The sequence below is a fragment of the Streptomyces sp. TN58 genome (assembly GCF_001941845.1).
Taxonomy (GTDB): Bacteria; Actinomycetota; Actinomycetes; order Streptomycetales; family Streptomycetaceae; genus Streptomyces.
Genome location: NZ_CP018870.1, coordinates 2,779,442 through 2,799,381, shown reverse-complemented (window position 1 = coordinate 2,799,381; position 19,940 = coordinate 2,779,442). Strand labels below are relative to the sequence as shown.

At 72.2% G+C, this 19,940-nt stretch carries 18 protein-coding genes and 1 other RNA gene; 15 read left to right on the top strand and 4 right to left on the bottom strand.

Going from position 1 to position 19,940, the window contains the following annotated elements:
• Nucleotides 1–79: 79 nt before the first annotated feature.
• Nucleotides 80–1,081: an isopenicillin N synthase family dioxygenase gene (locus tag BSL84_RS12760; protein WP_030028284.1), complete on the bottom strand. Its 1,002-nt coding sequence runs from the start codon at nucleotides 1,079–1,081 to the stop codon at nucleotides 80–82.
• A gap of 316 nt (nucleotides 1,082–1,397) precedes the next feature.
• On the opposite strand from BSL84_RS12760, the gene prfB reads away from it, so the two are divergent.
• Nucleotides 1,398–2,507: a peptide chain release factor 2 gene (prfB, locus tag BSL84_RS12755; protein WP_030028285.1), complete on the top strand. Its 1,110-nt coding sequence runs from the start codon at nucleotides 1,398–1,400 to the stop codon at nucleotides 2,505–2,507.
• A 145-nt stretch (nucleotides 2,508–2,652) separates the two neighbouring features.
• On the opposite strand, the gene BSL84_RS12750 is transcribed toward prfB, so the two are convergent.
• Nucleotides 2,653–2,844 carry a hypothetical protein gene (locus BSL84_RS12750; protein ID WP_030028286.1) on the bottom strand — a complete coding sequence of 64 codons (192 nt, stop codon included), beginning with the start codon at nucleotides 2,842–2,844 and terminating at the stop codon, nucleotides 2,653–2,655.
• A gap of 236 nt (nucleotides 2,845–3,080) precedes the next feature.
• On the opposite strand from BSL84_RS12750, the gene ftsE reads away from it, so the two are divergent.
• The 7 genes from ftsE (at nucleotide 3,081) to BSL84_RS12715 (ending at nucleotide 7,728) form a co-directional block, all read left to right on the top strand.
• Nucleotides 3,081–3,770, top strand: coding sequence for a cell division ATP-binding protein FtsE (gene ftsE, locus BSL84_RS12745; RefSeq protein WP_030011324.1), 690 nt, complete (start codon nucleotides 3,081–3,083; stop codon nucleotides 3,768–3,770).
• 16 nt (nucleotides 3,771–3,786) lie between these two features.
• Nucleotides 3,787–4,749 (top strand): permease-like cell division protein FtsX, encoded by a 963-nt coding sequence (gene ftsX / locus BSL84_RS12740; RefSeq protein ID WP_030028287.1) that lies wholly within the window; start codon nucleotides 3,787–3,789, stop codon nucleotides 4,747–4,749.
• Nucleotides 4,750–4,816: 67 nt separating this feature from the next.
• Nucleotides 4,817–5,995, top strand: a complete 1,179-nt coding sequence (locus BSL84_RS12735; RefSeq protein ID WP_030028289.1) for a S41 family peptidase — start codon at nucleotides 4,817–4,819, stop codon at nucleotides 5,993–5,995.
• An 18-nt stretch (nucleotides 5,996–6,013) separates the two neighbouring features.
• Nucleotides 6,014–6,499 carry an SsrA-binding protein SmpB gene (smpB, locus tag BSL84_RS12730; RefSeq protein WP_030028291.1) on the top strand — a complete coding sequence of 162 codons (486 nt, stop codon included), beginning with the start codon at nucleotides 6,014–6,016 and terminating at the stop codon, nucleotides 6,497–6,499.
• A 102-nt stretch (nucleotides 6,500–6,601) separates the two neighbouring features.
• Nucleotides 6,602–6,990: a transfer-messenger RNA gene (gene ssrA, locus BSL84_RS12725) on the top strand.
• 172 nt (nucleotides 6,991–7,162) lie between these two features.
• On the top strand, nucleotides 7,163–7,468 hold the full coding sequence (locus BSL84_RS12720) for a DUF6247 family protein (protein WP_030028293.1): 306 nt from the start codon (nucleotides 7,163–7,165) through the stop codon (nucleotides 7,466–7,468).
• Nucleotides 7,465–7,728 (top strand): hypothetical protein, encoded by a 264-nt coding sequence (locus BSL84_RS12715; protein ID WP_030028295.1) that lies wholly within the window; start codon nucleotides 7,465–7,467, stop codon nucleotides 7,726–7,728. Before BSL84_RS12720 ends, BSL84_RS12715 begins: the two co-directional genes overlap by 4 nt.
• Nucleotides 7,729–7,779: 51 nt before the next feature.
• On the opposite strand, the gene BSL84_RS12710 is transcribed toward BSL84_RS12715, so the two are convergent.
• Nucleotides 7,780–9,045 carry an SH3 domain-containing protein gene (locus tag BSL84_RS12710; protein WP_199838720.1) on the bottom strand — a complete coding sequence of 422 codons (1,266 nt, stop codon included), beginning with the start codon at nucleotides 9,043–9,045 and terminating at the stop codon, nucleotides 7,780–7,782.
• Nucleotides 9,046–9,094: 49 nt separating this feature from the next.
• Nucleotides 9,095–10,438, bottom strand: coding sequence for an MFS transporter (locus BSL84_RS12705; protein ID WP_420718800.1), 1,344 nt, complete (start codon nucleotides 10,436–10,438; stop codon nucleotides 9,095–9,097).
• Between the two features lie 96 nt (nucleotides 10,439–10,534).
• Here BSL84_RS12705 and BSL84_RS12700 point away from each other — a divergent pair, with 96 nt between their 5' ends.
• The 7 genes from BSL84_RS12700 (at nucleotide 10,535) to BSL84_RS12670 (ending at nucleotide 19,903) form a co-directional block, all read left to right on the top strand.
• Nucleotides 10,535–11,518, top strand: coding sequence for a LysR family transcriptional regulator (locus BSL84_RS12700; RefSeq protein WP_075970371.1), 984 nt, complete (start codon nucleotides 10,535–10,537; stop codon nucleotides 11,516–11,518).
• A gap of 97 nt (nucleotides 11,519–11,615) precedes the next feature.
• The gene (locus tag BSL84_RS12695; protein ID WP_030030641.1) at nucleotides 11,616–12,995 is read left to right on the top strand and encodes an MFS transporter; all 1,380 of its coding nucleotides are present in this window, start codon (nucleotides 11,616–11,618) and stop codon (nucleotides 12,993–12,995) included.
• A gap of 94 nt (nucleotides 12,996–13,089) precedes the next feature.
• Nucleotides 13,090–14,268 carry a uroporphyrinogen-III synthase gene (locus BSL84_RS12690; protein WP_075970370.1) on the top strand — a complete coding sequence of 393 codons (1,179 nt, stop codon included), beginning with the start codon at nucleotides 13,090–13,092 and terminating at the stop codon, nucleotides 14,266–14,268.
• 12 nt (nucleotides 14,269–14,280) lie between these two features.
• Entirely contained in the window at nucleotides 14,281–14,829 is a 549-nt protein-coding gene (locus tag BSL84_RS12685; protein WP_030030643.1) for a GNAT family N-acetyltransferase, read from the top strand.
• Between the two features lie 206 nt (nucleotides 14,830–15,035).
• Nucleotides 15,036–15,596 carry a CGNR zinc finger domain-containing protein gene (locus BSL84_RS12680; RefSeq protein WP_030027543.1) on the top strand — a complete coding sequence of 187 codons (561 nt, stop codon included), beginning with the start codon at nucleotides 15,036–15,038 and terminating at the stop codon, nucleotides 15,594–15,596.
• 103 nt (nucleotides 15,597–15,699) lie between these two features.
• A complete protein-coding gene (locus tag BSL84_RS12675) occupies nucleotides 15,700–18,018 on the top strand; it encodes a HelD family protein (RefSeq protein WP_075970369.1) in 2,319 nt (772 codons plus the stop codon).
• Between the two features lie 448 nt (nucleotides 18,019–18,466).
• Nucleotides 18,467–19,903 carry an NAD-dependent malic enzyme gene (locus tag BSL84_RS12670; protein WP_030027545.1) on the top strand — a complete coding sequence of 479 codons (1,437 nt, stop codon included), beginning with the start codon at nucleotides 18,467–18,469 and terminating at the stop codon, nucleotides 19,901–19,903.
• Nucleotides 19,904–19,940: the final 37 nt, after the last annotated feature.

The following is a 19,940-nucleotide window of genomic DNA, read 5'->3' as shown; positions in this document are numbered from 1 at the left end:
CGGCGTGTGAGGCGTGGGTCCGGGCGGAGCCCGGAAGGCCCCGCGCAGCGGATACGGTCCACCCCCGGCCCGGGGACGGCTACGCCGCCACCAGCTCCGGGTGCCAGCGCCGCGCCACGGCGGGGTGGGCGCGGACCCAGCCCTTCAGCTCGTTGCGGCCGTACTCGGCGTGCAGCGGGTTCGACGCGTCGTGCGCGACACCGGGCGCCGAGCGCAGGTAGTCGCCCGGCACGGTCTCCACCACCGCGTCCAGCCGCGGGTTGTAGAAGAACGGCACCGAGAACCGCTCCACCGCACCCGGCGGGCTGACCACCCGGTGGTCGGTCGCCGTCAGGTAGCCCTCGGTCGCGATCTCCAGCAGCTCGCCCAGGTTCACCACGAAGGCCCCCGGCATCGGCGGCACGTCCACGTAGCCGCCGTCCCGCACCACCTGGAGGCCGCCGACCGAGTCCTGTAGCAGGAGCGTGAGGAAGCCGTAGTCCTTGTGCGCCCCGACCCCCTGGTCGGCGCCCGACGGGGCCGACCCCGGATAGCGGATCAGCTTGGTGTGCAGGTGCGGGCGGTCGGCGAAGGCGTCGTCGAAGAAGTCGGCCGGAGCACCGATCGAGACCAGCAGCTCCTGGAGCAGCCGGTGCGCCACCGCCGCCAGCCGGGACTGCCAGTCCAGGACCACCGTACGGAGCTCGGGGAGGGCGGCGGGCCACTGGTTCGGCCCCTCCAGCCACAGGTACGCCGGGTCGCCCGGGCCCACCGCCGGCGCCGGCCGCTCCGCGCCCACGTCCAGCTGGTCGCGCCAGTCGGAGGCCCCGCCGGTCAGCTCGTGCCCGATCCGGGTGTAGCCGCGGAAGTGCGGCGAGTTCAGATTGCTGACGGCGAGCCGGTCGGCCTCCGGGAGGGCGAAGAAGGCCCGGGTCAGCTCCAGGATGCGGGCGGTCTCGGCGGCGGTGACACCGTGCCCGGTCAGGTGCAGGAAACCGGTGTCCCTGGCCGCTGCGTGCAGCTGCTTCAGGAAGTCGGCCCGCTGGGCCGGGTCGTCGGCCTGGGAGAGGTCCAGGACGGGGAGGGACTGCGCGGACGGCATGACGGCTCCGTTTCGGATGTCACGGGGTCCTGTTCCCCAGAGGTGGCGGGGGCCGCGGGTGGGGCGGGGTCGCCGGCAGGGTTGGCGCCGGGACCGCATGGGCCGCGTCACAGGACCAAGTCGGATCGGGGTGGATCAGGCTTGGGTGAGGTCCGGCGGCTGACAGCTCGTCGACGTGACGCGCATGTAGTCCACATGGCGGCGCTTGACGAGGAGAACGGTCATACGGTGAGCGTACGCCCGTCCGGGCCTTCACCAGAACGGGTGAACCGGCCTGCCCGGACGGGCTTGCCCGCGGACCGGCTACGCTGGACCCGTGGCAGTCGTCGACGTTTCCGAAGAGCTGAAGTCCCTCTCCTCGACCATGGGGTCGATCGAGGCCGTCCTGGACCTCGACAAGCTGAGGGCAGATATCGCCGTGCTTGAGGAGCAGGCCGCCGCGCCGTCCCTGTGGGACGACCCGGAAGCCGCCCAGAAGATCACGAGCAAGCTTTCGCACCTCCAGGCCGAGGTGCGCAAGGCCGAGACCCTGCGCGGACGCATCGACGACCTCGGGGTGCTGTTCGAGCTCGCCCAGGAGATGGACGACGCCGACACCCTCGCCGAGGCCGAGACCGAGCTGGTTTCCGTCCGCAAGGCACTGGACGAGATGGAGGTCCGGACCCTGCTCTCCGGCGAGTACGCCGAGCGCGAGGCCCTGGTCAACATCCGCGCGGAGGCCGGCGGCGTCGACGCCTCCGACTTCGCCGAGCGCCTCCAGCGCATGTACCTGCGCTGGGCCGAGCGCCACGGCTACTCCACGGAGATCTACGAGACCTCGTACGCGGAAGAGGCCGGCATCAAGTCGACCACCTTCGTCGTCAAGGCCCCGTACGCCTACGGCACCCTCTCCGTCGAGCAGGGCACCCACCGCCTCGTGCGTATCTCGCCCTTCGACAACCAGGGCCGCCGCCAGACCTCCTTCGCGGGCGTCGAGGTGCTCCCCGTCGTCGAGACCAGCGACCACGTCGAGATCGACGAGTCCGAGCTGCGCGTCGACGTCTACCGCGCCTCCGGCCCCGGCGGCCAGGGCGTCAACACCACCGACTCGGCCGTGCGCATCACGCACATCCCGACCGGCATCGTCGTCTCCTGCCAGAACGAGCGCTCGCAGATCCAGAACAAGGCCAGCGCCATGAACGTCCTCCAGGCCAAGCTGCTGGAGCGGCGCCGCCAGGAGGAGCAGGCCAAGATGGACGCCCTCAAGGACGGCGGCAGCTCCTGGGGCAACCAGATGCGCTCCTACGTCCTGCACCCCTACCAGATGGTCAAGGACCTGCGCACGGAGTTCGAGGTCGGCAACCCGCAGGCGGTCCTCGACGGCGAGATCGACGGCTTCCTGGAGGCCGGCATCCGCTGGCGCAAGCAGCAGGAGCAGACCGCGTAGGACGCCCCGCCTCACGCGGCACGGCAGAACACGAGAAGGGCCCGGTGACCTCGCACGAGGTGCCGGGCCCTTCCGCTGTATGTGATCGGTACGCGGCGCGGGCACCGACGAGCACCGGCGCCGCCCCCTGCCCGCAGAGCGCCCGCTAGGCGGCCTGCTGGGCCACCAGGGCCAGAGCTGCCACGAGGACCACCATGAGCACGATGAGTGCCATGGGGTTCAGGCCGGAGAAGGGACGCTCCTGCTGGAGGCGCTCCCGGTTCGCCCGGCACACCGGGCAGCGGCCCTGGCTGACGGGTGCGGCGCAGTTCGCGCACACGAGCCGGTCATATGTCATGCGCTCCTCCTCTCGTCCCCTCGGTCGTTCCTACTGCCTAACGGCGCGGGGAACCGGACCGTTCCCCCTACCACTGTGCCAGCTTCGCCGACATTCGGCGCGGCCCGTCCGGGCAATCGCGCTCGGGACCCTCCGGGACCGCGGGATAAAGCGGACAACTCCGGATGCCGGGTCCACACCTCGCGCCCGTTCGCGTATGGTCACGCACACCTACTCCCGGCGACCGTGGTGCACCCGTGATCCGATTCGACAGCGTCTCCAAGTCCTACCCGAAGCAGAGCCGTCCCGCACTCAGAGAAGTCTCCCTCGACATCGCGAAGGGCGAGTTCGTCTTCCTGGTGGGCTCCTCCGGCTCCGGCAAGTCCACGTTCCTGCGCCTCATCCTGCGCGAGGAGCGGGCGAGCCACGGCCAGGTGCACGTCCTGGGCAAGGACCTCGCCAAGCTCTCCAACTGGAAGGTCCCGCAGATGCGGCGCCAGTTGGGGACCGTCTTCCAGGACTTCCGCCTGCTGCCCAACAAGACGGTGGCCGAGAACGTCGCCTTCGCCCAGGAGGTCATCGGCAAGCCGCGCGGCGAGATCCGCAAGGCCGTCCCGCAGGTGCTGGAACTGGTCGGCCTGGGCGGCAAGGAGGAGCGCATGCCCGGTGAGCTGTCCGGCGGTGAGCAGCAGCGCGTGGCCATCGCCCGCGCCTTCGTCAACCGCCCGGCCCTGCTGATCGCGGACGAGCCCACGGGCAACCTCGACCCGCAGACCTCCGTCGGGATCATGAAGCTGCTCGACCGGATCAACCGGACCGGCACCACCGTGATCATGGCGACGCACGACCAGCAGATCGTCGACCAGATGCGCAAGCGCGTCATCGAACTCGAACAGGGCCGACTCGTACGCGACCAGTCGCGCGGCGTCTACGGCTACCAGCACTGAAAGGCCCTTGAGAGTCATGCGCGCCCAGTTCGTCATGTCCGAGATCGGCGTCGGCCTCCGCCGCAATCTCACCATGACCTTCGCGGTCATCATCTCCGTGGCCCTGTCCCTGGCCCTGTTCGGCGGCTCCCTGCTCATGAGCGAGCAGGTGGGCAGGATGAAGGGCTACTGGTACGACAAGGCCAACGTCTCGATCTACCTGTGCAACAAGCAGGACGCCCAGGAGGCCGGCGAGGCCGCCGCCAACACCGGGGGAGGCGGCGCGGGCGGCGTCGCCACCTGCCGCAAGGGCGCCGTGACCGAGGAGCAGAAGAAGCAGATCGAGTCCGAGCTCAAGGCGATGTCCCTGGTCAAGTCGGTGACCTACGAGTCGGCCGACGAGGCGTACAAGCACTACCAGGAGCAGTACGGCCACACCGCGCTGGCCTCCTCCATCACGCCCGACCAGATGCAGGAGTCCTTCCGGGTCAAGCTCAAGAACCCGGAGAAGTACAAGGTGGTCACCTCGGCCTTCGCGGGCCGGGACGGCATCCACACCGTCGACGACCAGCGCCAGGCGATCGACGACCTCTTCCGGATCCTCAACTACCTCAACATGGCCGCCGTGGGCATCATGGCGATCATGCTGATCGTGGCGCTGCTGCTGATCGTCAACACCGTGCGCGTCTCGGCGTTCAGCCGTAGGCGGGAGACCGGGATCATGCGGCTGGTGGGCGCCTCCAGCTTCTACATCCAGGTCCCCTTCATCATGGAGGCCGCCGTCGCCGGGCTCATCGGCGCGCTCTTCGCCTGCCTCATGCTCGTCTCCGGCCAGTACTTCGTCATCGACCACGGCGTCGGCCTGCGCGACAAGATCCAGCTCATCGACTTCATGGGCTGGGGATCGGTGCTGGCCAAGCTCCCCTACGTGCTGTTCATCGGCCTCCTGATGCCCTCCATGGCCGCCTTCATCGCCCTGCGCAAGTACCTGAAGGTGTGACAAGCGCCCCGTGAGCGGTACGGACAACCATCCGTACCGGCGCGGGGCTTGTCCTAGACTCGGCGCCATGCCGGCTCTGCCCGCCTTCTGTCTCCGGCCCCGCGACCCACGTCGCGGGGCCGTTCTGACGTTAACGTTCGCCGTCGTCGTCGCCGTCGGCGCGTTCAGCGGCTGCTGGGTCCCCGAGGACGGTGCGGCGGCCGCCGCCCGTACCGACGCCTCCGCGCCCGGAACGCCGCGTACGGAGGGCACCGCCGACCGCGAGGCGGTCGCCCGCGCCGCCGCCGAGGCCGTCGCCGAGGGCAAGTCCGGCAAGAAGGCCGCGCAGGAGGTGGTCAGCCGCAGCGGCGACCGCTGGGGCACCGTCTACGACCGCGGCGAGTACGCCGCCTTCGCCGAAGGCCTCGACGGGCACTGGACCGGCGTCGGGGTCTGGGCCGGACGCGCCCACGACGGCGTGATCACCCTCGACGAGGTCCAGCCCGGCAGCCCCGCCGCCCGGGCCGGCCTGCGCGCCGGGGACCGGCTGCTGAGCGTCGACGGGCACGCGGTGACCGGCCTGGCCGTCGCCGACGTCGTCGCCCTGCTGCGCGGCACCGCCGGCACCCCCGTCGTGCTGAAGCTCAGCCGGGACGGCGCCGACCTCACCGAGACCGTCCTGCGCCAGCGGCTGCGTACCGAGCCGGTGACCGTACGGCAGCTCACCGGAGGCGTCACCGTCATCAAGGTGGCCTCCTTCAGCCGCGGCTCCGGCGAGCGCGTCAGGGCGGCCGTCCGCGCCGCCCCGCCCGGCGGCGGGGTCATGCTCGACCTGCGCGGCAACCGGGGCGGGCTGGTCGACGAGGCCGTCTCGACCGCCTCCGCCTTCCTGGACGGCGGGCTCGTGGCGACCTACGACGTACGGGGCGAGCAGCGCGTCCTGAACGCAGCCCCGGGCGGTGACACGACCCGGCCGCTGGTGGCCCTGGTGGACGGCGGCACGATGAGCGCCGCCGAGCTGGTGACGGGCGCCCTCCAGGACCGGGGCCGGGCGCTGGCGGTGGGCAGCAGGACCTTCGGCAAGGGGTCGGTGCAGATGCCGACCGAGCTCCCGGACGGTTCGGTCGCCGAACTGACGGTGGGCACCTACCGCACACCGGCGGGCCGCAGCCTCGACGGCACCGGCATCACCCCCGACGTGACGGCGGGCGACCGGGTCGAGGAGCGGGCCGTCACGGTATTGGGTGGCCTCGGGGTGGGTCCGTAGTGCGAAAATGGCCGCACTATGGCTAAGGAAAAAGGGCGCAAGCTGATCGCCCAGAACAAGAAGGCACGGCACGACTACGCGATCCTCGACACCTACGAGTGCGGTCTCGTGCTCACCGGTACCGAGGTCAAGTCCATGCGCCAGGGCCGGGCCTCGCTGGTGGACGGCTTCGTGTCGGTGGAGGGCCGGGAGGCCTGGCTCTACAACGTGCACGTGCCGGAGTACAGCCAGGGCACCTGGACCAACCACAGCGCCCGGCGCAAGCGGAAGCTCCTCATGCACCGGGAGGAGATCGACAAGCTGGAGCGCAAGGCCGACGAGTCGGGTCACACGATCGTGCCCCTCTCCCTGTACTTCAAGGACGGCCGCGCCAAGGTCGAGATCGCGCTGGCGAAGGGCAAGAAGGAGTACGACAAGCGGCAGACGCTGCGGGAGAAGCAGGACACGCGGGAGACGAACCGGGCGATCTCGGCCATCCGCCGCAAGCAGCGCGGCACGGTTTAATCACCTGGCACGCGGTGGTCCACTTCGCGTACCATGGCGTCAGCGCCGCCCCCCCCGGGGCGGAGCACACTACGCAGTGCCTAACTGAACAGTGTGAAACATGGGGATGATCGGTTTCGACAGCGGCTGTCGATGCAGGGGAAGCGAGCCGAGGAAGCGGCAATGATCTCGCTAACCACATGTCGCAAAAAATAATCGCCAACTCCAAGAGCGATAACTCCCGCTTCACCCTCGCTGCCTAATAACAGTGAGCTGAAGCCTCTGTGAGGAGCGTCAGCCCGGAAGTGGTCCCGGTCCGGATCCTGGCGTCAACTAGGGATCTAAACCTCTAACCCCGGTCACGGGGGTCGGAGGGAAATCAAACAGTGACTGAGCCCGTCGGAGACTTGTCCGTGTGATCTCCGGGGCCGAGAAAAGCGCAGCGGACTGCGCTCGGAGAAGCCCTGCTTCTGCACCGTTGGACGCGGGTTCGATTCCCGCCATCTCCACTCATCCCATGTGGGCGAAGGCCCCGCAGCCACTCGGCTGCGGGGCCTTCGTCATGTCCGGAAGCATCCCGCGTGACGGTGGAACGGCGGTAGCGTGGGACCACTCCCGAGGGGAGCCCGACCGAGGAGGACGCGTGAGTACGCCGATCCCCCCGAGGGCGGGCCGCTGATCCCCATGCCGGAACTCACGCCTGCAGCTCTGCGCGAGGCTGTCGCGAAGATTGCTCCGAGCCGCGTGCCCGACTTGACGCAGCACCTCTTCGAAGCCACGACGAGTGCCCAGCAGGCGCAGTCCCTGGCCCCCTTGCGCGCCTTCATCCACTCCTGGGCCGTCTTCGTGGAGATCGAACGCCATCCCCACAGGGCGGCACGCCTCCACGCACTGGAACAGCTGGTCCAGGAAGGGGCGGACGATCCGGCATCCGCGCTGGCGGAGATCCAGCGGATCCTCGACAAGGCTGAGGCCGAGACCGGCCTGTGAGCGACTGGACCTGGGACTACAACACCGACGACCACTGTCACGTGACCGGCGGTCTGCCGGCCGGTGTGATCGCGGAGGTCGAGCGCATCGCCACCGAACCGGCGGCACTGGGCCGGGATGCGGAAGCCGTCGGCCGTCCCACAGGAAGGCCTGGCGGCCTCCGCGAATTCGACATTCTCGGCGGCCGCGGCTTCATCAGCTTTCTCGCCGTCCCCCGGCACGAGTGCGTCTACGTATGCCGGATCACCTGGTACGAGTGATGCCCCGCAGCCACTCGGCTGCGGGGCCTTCCCCAGGTTCAGGTGGGGGGATCAGCAGAACGGGACCTTGTCGAGGTTCAGGGCGTAGCGGGCGGCGATCCAGCCGGTGCCGTCGGCGAGCTTGTACCAGATCGAGTTGCCGTCGATCTTCTGGCCGTTGACCTTGCACTGGAGGGCGACGACCGTACCGGTCTTGATCTTGCCCTTGTGCGCGTACTGCGTGCCGGGGCCGGAGCGGACGCCGAGTCCCTTGCCGGGAGCGACGATCTTGGCCTTGGGGCGCGCGTGGTGTCCCTTGCCCTTGTCCTTGTCCTTCTCCTTGTCCTTGCCGCCGCACTTGCAGTCGCCGGGCTTTCCGGGCGTGCCCGGCTTGCCGGTGTCGCCCTTCGGGCCCTTCGGACCCTGGGGGCCCTTCGGGCCGGCGGGACCCTGCTTGCCGTCGCGGCCGGGCCTGCCGTCGCGCCCGGGCTTGCCGGTGTCGCCCTTCGGGCCCTGCGGGCCCGCGGGACCCGTGTCGCCCTTCGGGCCGTTCGCGGGGCCCGGCTCGCCCTGCGGTCCGCGCGGGCCTGCGGGGCCCTGCCGACCGGTGTCGCCCCGGTCGCCCCTCTCGCCCTTCGGCCCGGGCTCGCCCCGGTCGCCCCGGTCGCCCTTCGGCCCGGTGTCGCCCCGGTCGCCCTTCGGCCCGGGCTCGCCACGGTCACCCTTGTCACCCTTGTCGCCCTTGGGGCCCTGCGGGCCCGGCTTCCCGGGCTTGCCCGGCTTGCCGTGGTGTCCGGGCTCCCCGGGCTTGCCGTCGTCACCCCGGTCCCCCTTGTCGCCCTTGGGTCCCGACACCGGGGTGGCCACCGCGAAGAGGGCCGGTGCGTCGACGTCCGTCGCCCACTCGCCGCCGGTCAGCGTCGTGCCCTGGGGGGCGTCGGCGTCCACCCGTACGGCCACGGACAGTTGGGTCTGCTCCCGCGCGGCGAAGCGGAAGCCGGAGCGGGTCCCCGTCTCACAGGTCAGCCGGCGCGCGTCGGCCGACCGCGTGCACGGCGCCGCCGTGCGGGTGTCGGAGCCGGACCAGTGGAAACGGGCCTCCGGGAAGGTGGTCCGTTCCGGAGCGGTGATGCGGAAGGTGCCGCTGACGGCCGGTTCCGCCCCGCCCCGCACCGCGATGACGACGCGTCCCGTGGCGCCCGGGGCGATGGAGGGCACGTACGGCTGGGAGAAGCGGATGTCCGCCGAGTCGGCGAGAGCGGGCGCCGCGGGGACGAGGCAGCCGGCGGTGAGGGCCGCGACGAACAGGGCCGCGGGCACGGAACGGTAAGCAGGCAAGGGTGGTTCCTCCGCAAAGGGAAGGGTGCTGTGGGGAAGGCACCCCCAGTTATCGCGGATCGTGCGCGGCGGCCGTGCGTACCACGCGGGAACGATCACTCGGGCGCCGGATCGATCGCCCGGTCAGCGCGATCACGAGCGCGATCAGGGCGGCCGCCGTCGGCACCGCGTAGGCGGCGACCGGTCCCGCGCCCTCCACCACCGAGCCCGCGCTCGCCGAACCGACCGCGATGCCCGCGAGGGTGGCGGTGACCGCCAGCGTCATGCCCTCGTTGAGCCGCCCCTGCGGGGTACGGGCGTGGACCTGCGACATCGCGGTGACCATCGTGGGGGCCGTGGCCATGCCGGCCAGGATGAGCGCGCAGGCCAGCGCGGGCACCGAGCCCGTGGCCGCCGCGGCCCAGGGCAGGGTCATCAGGACGGCCAGTGCGCACACGCAGGCCTTCAACGAACGGGCGCGCACGGTGCCGTAGAGCAGGCCGGCCGCGCAGGAGCCCGCCGCCTGGAGGGCCAGGACCAGGCCGGAGGCGGCGCCGAGGCCCTGGAAGTCCAGGTAGGCGATCGAAGCGACCTCCATCGAGCCGAAGACCACGCCCGTGACGAGGAACAGCGGCAGCAGCGGGCTCAGGGCGCGCAGCGGCGAGCCCTGGCGCGGCGCCGCCGCCACAGGGGGCTGGGTGGTGCGGCAGGAGGTGAAGACCAGCATGCCGGTGAGCAGCAGGGCCGCCCCGGCGAGGGTGCCCGCCTCCGGGAAGGCCATCCCGCACAGGAAGGCCGCCAGGACCGGTCCGAGCATGAAGCACAGCTCGTCCGCGGCCTGTTCGAAGGACATCGCCGTGTGGTGGGCGGCGGGGGAGTCGCGCAGCAGGTGCGTCCAGCGCGCGCGGGACATGCCGCCGATGTTGGGGGTGGTGGCGGTCGCGGCGTACGAGGCGAAGAGGGTCCAGGCGGGAGCGCCGGTACGGACGCACAGGACCAGCGACAGTGAGCCGAGGACCGCTATCAGAGTGGCCGGTACGGCGATCCGGGCCTGGCCGTGGCGGTCGATCAGGCGGGCGGTCAGCGGGGCCACCACCGCCGTGGCCGCCAGGCCGGTCGCCGTGACGGCGCCGGCGAGGGCGTACGAGCCGCGCTGGCCGGCGATCATCATGACCGCGCTGACGCCGAACATGCCCATCGGGAGGCGGGCGATGAGGTTCCCGGCGGTGAACCCGCGCGTGCCGGGCAGCGCGAACAGCCGGCGGTAGGGGCCGGGTGCCCGACCCCGCCCCCGGTCGCGGGCAGGGGCAGGGGCAGGGGCGGGGGTGGCGGGGGCGGTGCCGCGCGCGTGACCGTGCGCGGTGTCGGAGGGGGCCGCGGCGGTGATGACGAGCGTGCTGCCGGTGACGGTCATGAGGGGCATGGCACCACCCTCGGCCGGGGCGGCCGCGGCCGTCCAACACCTGTTCCGAGGCCATTCACCCGTTCCTGTTGTTAGTCTCCGGGGGTGATGCCCCGTGATGTGGAACCCCGGCTGCTGCGCGGGTTCGTCGCCGTTGCCGAAGAGCTGCACTTCACCCGTGCCGCCGCCCGCCTGTACGTCGCCCAGCAGGCGCTGAGCCGGGACGTCCGGCGGCTCGAACAGGCCCTGGCGGCCACCTTGTTCGTCCGCACCACCCGCGCCGTCGAGCTCACCGCCGACGGGCACCGCCTGCTGCCCCTGGCCCGGCGCGTACTGGCCGCGCACGAGGAACTGGCGGGCGCCTTCGGAGCCGGAACGGCCGCCGGCGCCGCCCCCCGGCCGCTGCTGGTCGACCTGAACACCGACGGGCCCGGCACCGCGCGCACCGTGCTGGAACGGGCCCGCGAACTCGCCCCGCACTGCGAGCTGATGGCCCGCTTCGAAAGCGGCCTCACCCACGCCGCCGCCGAGGTCGCCGCCGGCCGGCTCGACGTCGCCTTCGGCTACGCCGACGGCCTCGACCCCGTACTGCGGGCGCCGCTCGCGCAGCTCCCCGTACGCTACGAGCCGCTGGCCGTGCTGCTGCCCGAGGGGCACGCCCTGGCCGCGCGGGAGTCCGTACCCCTGGACGCGCTGGCCGGGGAGACCGTGTACGCGGGCGCCGGGAACCCCCGGACGCTGGAGTGGACGGGGCTCGCACGCGAACTGTTCGCCGGGCGGGGGATCCTGATGGCGCCACCCGCGCCGGTCGCGGTGGGCAAGGAGGAGTTCCGCCGGGTCATGGTCAAGACGGGCAACCCGGTGCTGGCGACCGTCGGCTTCCTCGACATGCCGGGCTGCGTGAAGCTGCCGCTGACCGACCCGGTGCCGCTGTCGCCGCTGTCGATGGTGTGGCGCAAGGGCTTCGCCCACCCCGGCCTGGACGCCCTGCACGCCGCGGCCGTCGCGCTGGCGGCCGAACGGGGCTGGCTCGCCCCACCGGCCGGAAGCTGGCTGCCGGCCCCGCTCACACACGGCCCGCACGGCGGGTGAGAGCAAGGTTTCCCGGCGGTCATCCGGCGGGGACCGGGGCCGAAACGCGCCCTTCCTACGGTCGTCACCACGGACGCGACAGCTGTGGAGGCGTGTGATGACCGGTACGACCGCACCGCGCAAGCGGGGCCGTTGGATCGAGCAGTGGGATCCCGAGGACGAGACGTTCTGGAAGGAGGGCGGGGAGCGGATCGCCCGCCGCAACCTCCTGTACTCCGTGCTCTCCGAGCACATCGGCTTCTCCATCTGGTCCCTGTGGTCGGTGATGGTCCTCTTCATGGGACCCGAATACGGCATCGACCCGGCCGGGAAGTTCTTCCTGATCGCGACCGCGACGTGCGTGGGCGCCTTCGTACGGGTGCCGTACACCTTCGCGGTCGCCCGGTTCGGCGGCCGGAACTGGACCGTCGTCAGCGCCCTGCTGCTGCTCGCGCCGACGGTCGCCGCGATCGTGGTGATGGAGCCGGGGACCTCCTACGGGACCTTCCTGCTCGTCGCCGCCCTCACCGGCGTCGGCGGCGGCAACTTCGCCTCCTCCATGACCAACATCAACGCCTTCTTCCCGCTGCGGAAGAAGGGCTGGGCGCTCGGCCTGAACGCCGGCGGCGGCAACATCGGCGTCCCCGTCGTCCAGCTGGCCGGGCTGCTGGTCATCGCCACCGCCGGAGCCGGCCACCCGCGGCTGCTGCTGGGCGCCTACATCCCGCTGGTCGTGCTCGCGGCGGTACTGGCGGCCGTACGGATGGACAACCTGGCGCCCGTGCGCAACGACACCGGAGCGGTCCGCGAGGCCCTGGGCGAAGCGCACACCTGGATCATGTCGTTCCTCTACGTCGGGACGTTCGGGTCCTTCATCGGCTACAGCTTCGCCTTCGGACTGGTCCTGCAGACCGAATTCGGGCGCACCCCGCTCCAGGCCGCCTCGCTGACCTTCATCGGACCGCTGCTCGGCTCGCTGATCAGGCCGGTGGGCGGGGCGCTCGCGGACCGCTACGGCGGGGCGCGGATCACCCTCGGCACGTTCGTGGCAATGGCCGCGGCGACCGGAGTGGTCGTCTTCGCCTCGCAGCGCGCCTCCCTGCCCGTCTTCCTCGTCGGATTCGTGGCCCTGTTCGTCCTGAGCGGGCTCGGCAACGGCTCGACGTACAAGATGATCCCGGGCATCTTCCAGGCGAAGGCACTGGCGCGCGGGATGAGCGGCGAGGCCGCCGCGGCGTACGGACGGCGCCTCTCCGGGGCCTCCATGGGGCTGATCGGCGCCATCGGGGCGCTCGGCGGACTGGGCATCAACCTGGTCTTCCGGGAGGCGTTCCGCACCTCCGGATCGGGCATGACGGCCTTCGTCACCTTCCTCGGCTTCTACGCGCTGTGCTGCGCCGTGACGTGGGCGGTATACCTTCGCCGCCCGGCGGCGGTGACGGCCGAGGCGTCCGAGGCGTCCGAGGCCCCGGCGAAACCGCAGCTCACGTCGGTGTAACCGGGGCGAAATACGGGTGAACCGAGTCCGACACGCCGAGTTGGCAGGCTCGGTGCACCCGTACCGCCCCCCATGCGTCAGTAGGCAGGTCACGATGGACGACAGGAACACCGGCCCGCTCGCGGGATTCACCGTCGGGGTCACCGCCGCCCGGCGCGCGGACGAGCTCATCGCGCTGCTGCGGCGGCGCGGAGCGGCGGTGCTGCACGCGCCGGCACTGCGCATCGTGCCGCTCGCCGACGACAGCGAACTGCTCTCCGCCACCAAGGAACTGATCGGCTGCCCGCCGGACGTGGTCGTCGCCACCACCGCCATCGGCTTCCGCGGCTGGGTCGAGGCCGCCGACGGATGGGGGGTCGGCGAAGGCCTCCTGGAGACGCTGCGCTCCACCGAACTGCTGGCGCGCGGGCCGAAGGTGAAGGGCGCCATCCGGGCCGCCGGGCTCGTGGAGGAGTGGTCCCCGGAGTCGGAGTCGCTCGCCGAGGTACTGGAGCGGCTGCTGGCGGCAGGGGTCGCCGGCCGGCGGATCGCCCTCCAGCTGCACGGGGAGCCGCTGCCCGGCTTCGTCGAGGCGCTGCGGGCCGGCGGGGCCGAGGTGGTGGTCGTCCCGGTGTACCGGTGGATGGCCCCGGAGGACCTCGCGCCGCTGGACCGGCTGATCGACGCCATCGCCGTCGGCGGGGTGGACGCCGTCAGCTTCACCTCCGCCCCGGCGGCGGCCTCGCTGCTGTCCCGTGCCGAGGAGCGCGGGATGCGGGAGGCCGTCCTGGACGCGCTGCGCGGCAGCGTGCTGTCCGCATGCGTCGGGCCGGTGACCGCGCTGCCGCTGCAGGCGCTCGGCGTGGAAACGGTGCAGCCGGAGCGGTTCCGGCTGGGCCCGCTGGTGCAGCTGCTCTGCCGGGAGCTGCCCGGCCGGGCCCGGGTGCTGCCGGTGGCGGGGCACCGGCTGGAGATCCGCGGGCACGCCGTCCTCGTCGACGACGAACTGCGGGCGGTGCCGCCCGCCGGGATGGCCCTGCTGCGGGCCCTCGCCCGGCGCCCGGGCTGGGTGGTGGCCCGCGCCGACCTGCTGCGGGCACTGCCCGGCGCGAGCCGCGACGAGCACGCCGTGGAGACGGCGATGGCCCGGCTGCGGGCGGCGCTGGGGGCGCCGAACCTCATCCAGACGGTGGTCAAGCGCGGCTACCGGCTGTCGCTGGACGCGGGCGGCGAGGACAAGTACGCGGCGGCTCCCCGGAACGCTGCGGTGCCGGCCGGGGGAGCCGTCGGTTAGCGTGCCCGGATGATGATCGTTGACGGGGTGGAGATGAGGGGCGTCGCACCGGACGACGCCGCCGCGCTGGCCGGGGCGTTCGCGCGGAACCGGGCGAACATGGCGCCGACCGAGCCGGACCGGCCGGACGCCTTCTACACGGAGCAGGGCCAGCGGGAGCGGATCGCACAGCAGCTGGAGTCCCGGGACGCCGGCCGGCTGCTGCCGTTCCTGTTCGTCGACGTCGCGAGCGGCACACCGCTGGGCACCGTCAACCTCGGCAACATCCAGCACGGACCGCTGAGCAGCGGCGGCGTCGGCTACTGGGTCGACGAGGCCTGCCGGGGCAAGGGGCTGGCCACGGCCGCCGTCCGGGAGGTCTGCCGGATCGCCCGCGACGAGGTGGGACTGCACCGGGTCGAGGCCGGAACCCTGGTCGACAACCTGGCCTCGCAGCGGGTGCTGGCCAAGGCGGGCTTCGAGCAGTACGGACTCGCACCGCGCTACCTGCACATCAACGGCGCCTGGCGCGACCACCGCCTCTTCCAGCGCATCCTCCACGACCACCCGCCGGCCCCTTGAGCGGGGCGCACCGCCGCATCCCCGCGCCTCAAACGCCGGCGAGGCTGGATTGGGACGGCGGAGCCGGATCGGGCCGGCCGGGCGGGGATCTGCCCCGCGGGGCCCGCCCGGCGCCTGCCACCGGAGGTACCGGTTCGGGGGCTTCCCCCGCGGGCGGCGTACGGGCACTCTGGGGAGGCGCCCCACGACGCGAGGCGGTGACGGGCATGCGGTTCGACTCCGGGCGGGTCTGCCTGGACCTGGTGGCCACCTTCACCCCGCGCGAGGGGATCCCGGACGGCGACGAGCTGCGGCTGTGGCTCGCCGGGGCCGGGCTCGTGCCCGACCGGACACCGCTGGCCCGGGTGGGACCCGACTGGGCCGAGGCCTTCCGCGCCCTGCGCGCCGACGTGGAGGCCCTCGTACGGGCGGAGCTGTCCGGCACCGAGCCGGACGAGGGCGCCCTGGCCCGGGTCAACGCGCTGGCCGCCGGACCACCCCCGGGTCTGTGCGCCGTACGGGACCAGGAAGGGCACCTCGTACGGGAGTTGTGCGGCGGCGTGGAATGCGGGGCGCTGCTCGCCGCCGTCGCCCGCGACGCCGTCGAGCTGCTGACCGACCCCGGCGACCGCGCCCTGCTGCGGGCCTGCGCCGGCGACGGCTGCACCCGCGTCTACCTGGACACCTCCCGCGGCCACCGCCGCCGGTGGTGCTCCAGCGAGCTGTGCGGCAACCGCGAACGCGTCGCCCGCCACCGCCGACGGCTCATGGCGTCCGGATCCCGGTAGCCGGCGTATCACCGAGCGAGACCCGTCGCGGAACGAGCGTGCGCACAGGGGGCCGCTTCGCGTACGGTTGACGGTCGCCCATGCACGTCAGAAGGGGGCCTTGGTGGCCGCGCAGAATGCCGCTGTCGACAGCACGGCGGATTCCGTCCGCGATCGGGAGATCGCGGTCGAGCAGACGCATCTCGACCAGGTGTACCGGCGCCTTGAGGAGAAGATCCACGAGGCGGAGTTCCTCATGAACGACGCCGCCCAGCGCGGCCAGGTCGGCACCCCCGGAGCCCTGGCCGAACGCGACGCGCAGGTCTTCCGGGCCGGCATCCACCTGAACCGGCTCAACAACGAGTTCGAGGACTTCCTCTTCGGCCGCATCGACCTGGTGCTCGGCAAGGACGGCGAACGCGGGCCGGACGGCGCGTACACCTCCGTCGAGCCCGCCGACGAGGCGATCCGCGAGGACCTCACGGCCGACATCGCCGAGACCCTGCACATCGGCCGCATCGGAGTCCTCGACTCCGACTACGCCCCGCTGGTCATCGACTGGCGCGCACCGGCCGCCGCCCCCTTCTACCGGTCCACCCCGAAGGACCCCGGCCGTGTCGTGCGCCGCCGCGTCATCCGCTCCAAGGGCCGCAAGGTGCTGGGCGTCGAGGACGACCTGATGCGCCCCGAGGTCACCGCCTTCCTCGACGGCCGCGAGCTCCCCGCCATCGGCGACGGAGCGCTCATGGCCGCGCTCGGGCGGGCCCGCACGCACTCCATGCGCGACATCGTCTCCTCCATCCAGGCCGAGCAGGACCTGGTCATCCGGGCCCCCGCCGCCTCCGTCGCCGAGGTCGCCGGCGGTCCCGGCACCGGCAAGACCGCCGTCGCCCTGCACCGCGCCGCGTACCTGCTCTACCAGGACCGCCGCCGCTACTCCGGCGGCATCCTCGTCGTCTCCCCGACGCCGCTGCTCGTCGCCTACACGGAGGGCGTGCTGCCCTCCCTCGGCGAGGAGGGCCAGGTCGCCATCCGGGCGCTCGGCTCACTGGTCGACGGCGCCGAGGCGACCACGTACGACGACCCGGCCGTGGCCCGGATCAAGGGCTCCTCCCGGATGCTCAAGGTCCTGCGCAAGGCCGTACGGGGCACCCTCGAACTCGGCGGCCGGCAGGGCCCGGCGCCCGACCGGCTGCGCGTGGTGGCCTTCGGCCGCCGCCAGGAGCTGGAGGCCGACGAGCTGAACCGGATCCGGCAGAACGTACTCGGCGGCACCGCGCCCGTGAACCTGCTGCGCCCGCGCGCCCGCAAGCTGCTGCTCGACGCCCTGTACGCGAAGACCGGCGCGTCCGGCCGGCACAGCGACCCGGAACTCGCCGCCGAGCTGCGGTCCGCCTTCGACGAGGACGTCTCCACCGAGGACGCCTTCATCGGCTTCCTCGACGCCTGGTGGCCCGAGCTGACCCCGCGCCGGGTCCTCGCCGCGATGGCCGACGAGCGCAGGCTCGGCCGCTGGTCCCGGCGGGACCTGAACCCGCGCGAGACCCGCCAGCTGGCCCGCTCGCTGCGCCGGGTGGGCCCGGACGGCAAGGGCCCTCTGTCCGTGCACGACGTGGCGCTGCTCGACGAGCTCCAGCAGCTCCTCGGCGCCCTCGCCCGGCCGAAGCGGAAGCGGGAGCTGGACCCGCTGGAGCAGCTCAGCGGGCTGGAGGAGCTGATGCCGACCCGCGAGGAGACCCAGTGGGAGCGGGCCGAGCGGCTCGCCGCGGAGCGCACCGAGTACGCGCACGTCATCGTGGACGAGGCGCAGGACCTGACGCCCATGCAGTGGCGGATGGTGGGCCGCCGGGGCCGGCACGGCACGTGGACGGTCGTCGGCGACCCGGCGCAGTCCTCCTGGACAGATCCGGAGGAGGCGGCCGCCGCCCGCGACGAGGCGCTGGGGTCCCGGCCGCGCCGGCGCTTCACCCTCACGGTCAACTACCGCAACCCGGCCGAGGTCGCCGAGGTCGCCTCCCGGGTGCTGCGCCTGGCGATGCCCGGGATGGAGCCGCCGTCGGCGGTGCGTTCGACGGGACTCCAGCCGCGGTTCACGGCCGCCGGCGCGGAGCTGGGCTCCGTGGTGCGGGAGGAGACGCGTCGGCTGCTGGAGCAGGTGGACGGCACCGTCGGTGTGGTCGTGGCCATGGACCGGCGTGCGGAGGCCGCGGGCTGGCTCGCCGACCTGGGCGGACGGGCCGTGGCACTCGGCAGCCTGGAGGCCAAGGGCCTGGAGTACGACGCCACCGTGGTCGTCTCCCCGGCGGAGATCGCGGACGAGTCCCCGGCGGGCCTGCGGGTGCTGTACGTGGCGCTGACGCGTGCGACGCAGCAGCTGACGGTGGTCTCGGCCGAAGCGGACAAGCCGGACGCGCACGGGGTGCCGGAGCTGCTGCTCCCGTAGCGGCCGGGGCCCGCGGCGCCGCGTACGGCCGTATGGTCCGCGGCCAGGAGCGTGGTCCCCTGAACCGAGCGCGAGCAGGGGGATCGCATTCGGCGATCCTTTGTTAGCCTGGGTACGGCACCGACTCGATCCAAGCCCCCGGGCCCAACCTTCGTCGCTCAGAGCGACCACTTGCCGCGAGGCGAGCATGGCGGGTCGGTGTCGTAAACGTAGAGGAAACCAGGTCCGCGCTCCCCACCTGTGGGGGGCGCGGACCTGTTTCGTATGACCCCACCGTTCCACGACCCCTGAATATCTCGTATGGTGGAAGAGTCTTTCCGAAATTTGTAGCTGGTTACCTTGTACCGGCTGGTAGGTGGGACGATCGGACAACAGGTCCTGCCGCATCTGCTGCGGAGCGCGGGCCCTGTGTGTTAAGCGAACCAGGGACAGAAGAGGAAACACGGCCATGGCAACGGCGCCCAGCGTCTCGTATTCGATGACGGTCCGCCTGGAAGTGCCCGCGAGCGGAACCGCGGTCTCCCAGCTCACCACCGCCGTGGAGTCCTCCGGCGGCTCGGTCACCGGTCTCGACGTGACCGCGTCCGGCCACGAGAAGCTGCGGATCGACGTCACCATCGCCGCGACCTCCACCGCGCACGCGGACGAGATCGTGGAGAAGCTGCGCGGCATCGAGGGCGTCAGCCTCGGCAAGGTCTCCGACCGTACGTTCCTGATGCACCTCGGCGGCAAGATCGAGATGTCGTCCAAGCACCCCATCCGCAACCGCGACGACCTCTCGATGATCTACACCCCGGGCGTCGCCCGCGTGTGCACCGCCATCGCCGAGAACCCCGAGGACGCGCGCCGCCTGACCATCAAGCGCAACTCCGTCGCAGTCGTGACGGACGGCTCCGCCGTGCTGGGCCTGGGCAACATCGGCCCGATGGCCGCGCTGCCCGTCATGGAGGGCAAGGCGGCCCTCTTCAAGCGCTTCGCCGGCATCGACGCCTGGCCGATCTGCCTGGACACCCAGGACACCGACAAGATCGTCGAGATCGTCCGCGCCATCGCCCCGGGCTTCGCCGGCATCAACCTGGAGGACATCTCCGCGCCGCGCTGCTTCGAGATCGAGGCCCGGCTGCGCGAGGCCCTCGACATCCCCGTCTTCCACGACGACCAGCACGGCACCGCGATCGTCGTGCTCGCGGCCCTCACCAACGCACTGCGTGTGGTGGGCAAGGCGGTTGAAGACGTCAAGGTCGTCATGTCGGGCGCCGGCGCGGCCGGCACCGCCATCCTCAAGCTGCTCCTCGCGGCGGGCGTGAAGAACGCCGTCAGCGCCGACATCCACGGCGTCGTGCACGCCGGCCGCCCGGACCTCGTCGACGCGGCCGCGGACTCCCCGCTGCGCTGGATCGCCGACAACACCAACCCCGAGGGCTACACCGGCACTCTGAAGGAGGCCGTGGTCGGCGCCGACGTCTTCATCGGCGTCTCGGCCCCGAACGTGCTGTCCGGCGAGGACGTCGCCGCCATGGCGGAAGGCGCCATCGTGTTCGCGCTCGCGAACCCGGACCCCGAGGTGGACCCGGCCGTGGCCCGCCAGACCGCCGCCGTGGTCGCCACCGGCCGCTCCGACTTCCCGAACCAGATCAACAACGTCCTGGTCTTCCCGGGCGTCTTCCGCGGCCTGCTGGACGCCCAGTCCCGCACGGTGGACACCAGCATGATGCTGGCCGCCGCGACCGCGCTGGCGGACGTCGTCGGCCAGGACGAGCTGAACGCGAACTACATCATCCCGTCGGTGTTCAACGACAAGGTCGCCGGCGCGGTCGCGGGCGCCGTCCGCAAGGCCGCCTCGGCCGTGCAGAACGGGTCTGTGACGGGCCTCACGGCTCCCTGATCCCCGGCGCGTCGCGAGATGCGGGCCCGCCGGGCCG

What these genes read in the sequence shown, in the direction of transcription:
- BSL84_RS12760 (WP_030028284.1), bottom strand. Translation starts at nt 1,081, where the DNA reads ATGCCGTCCGCGCAGTCCCTCCCCGTCCTGGACCTCTCCCAGGCCGAC.
- BSL84_RS12750 (WP_030028286.1), bottom strand. Translation starts at nt 2,844, where the DNA reads ATGACATATGACCGGCTCGTGTGCGCGAACTGCGCCGCACCCGTCAGC.
- ftsX (WP_030028287.1), top strand. Translation starts at nt 3,787, where the DNA reads ATGCGCGCCCAGTTCGTCATGTCCGAGATCGGCGTCGGCCTCCGCCGC.
- BSL84_RS12735 (WP_030028289.1), top strand. Translation starts at nt 4,817, where the DNA reads ATGCCGGCTCTGCCCGCCTTCTGTCTCCGGCCCCGCGACCCACGTCGC.
- smpB (WP_030028291.1), top strand. Translation starts at nt 6,014, where the DNA reads ATGGCTAAGGAAAAAGGGCGCAAGCTGATCGCCCAGAACAAGAAGGCA.
- BSL84_RS12720 (WP_030028293.1), top strand. Translation starts at nt 7,163, where the DNA reads ATGCCGGAACTCACGCCTGCAGCTCTGCGCGAGGCTGTCGCGAAGATT.
- BSL84_RS12705 (WP_420718800.1), bottom strand. Translation starts at nt 10,438, where the DNA reads ATGACCGTCACCGGCAGCACGCTCGTCATCACCGCCGCGGCCCCCTCC.
- BSL84_RS12700 (WP_075970371.1), top strand. Translation starts at nt 10,535, where the DNA reads ATGCCCCGTGATGTGGAACCCCGGCTGCTGCGCGGGTTCGTCGCCGTT.
- BSL84_RS12695 (WP_030030641.1), top strand. Translation starts at nt 11,616, where the DNA reads ATGACCGGTACGACCGCACCGCGCAAGCGGGGCCGTTGGATCGAGCAG.
- BSL84_RS12690 (WP_075970370.1), top strand. Translation starts at nt 13,090, where the DNA reads ATGGACGACAGGAACACCGGCCCGCTCGCGGGATTCACCGTCGGGGTC.
- BSL84_RS12685 (WP_030030643.1), top strand. Translation starts at nt 14,281, where the DNA reads ATGATCGTTGACGGGGTGGAGATGAGGGGCGTCGCACCGGACGACGCC.
- BSL84_RS12680 (WP_030027543.1), top strand. Translation starts at nt 15,036, where the DNA reads ATGCGGTTCGACTCCGGGCGGGTCTGCCTGGACCTGGTGGCCACCTTC.
- BSL84_RS12670 (WP_030027545.1), top strand. Translation starts at nt 18,467, where the DNA reads ATGGCAACGGCGCCCAGCGTCTCGTATTCGATGACGGTCCGCCTGGAA.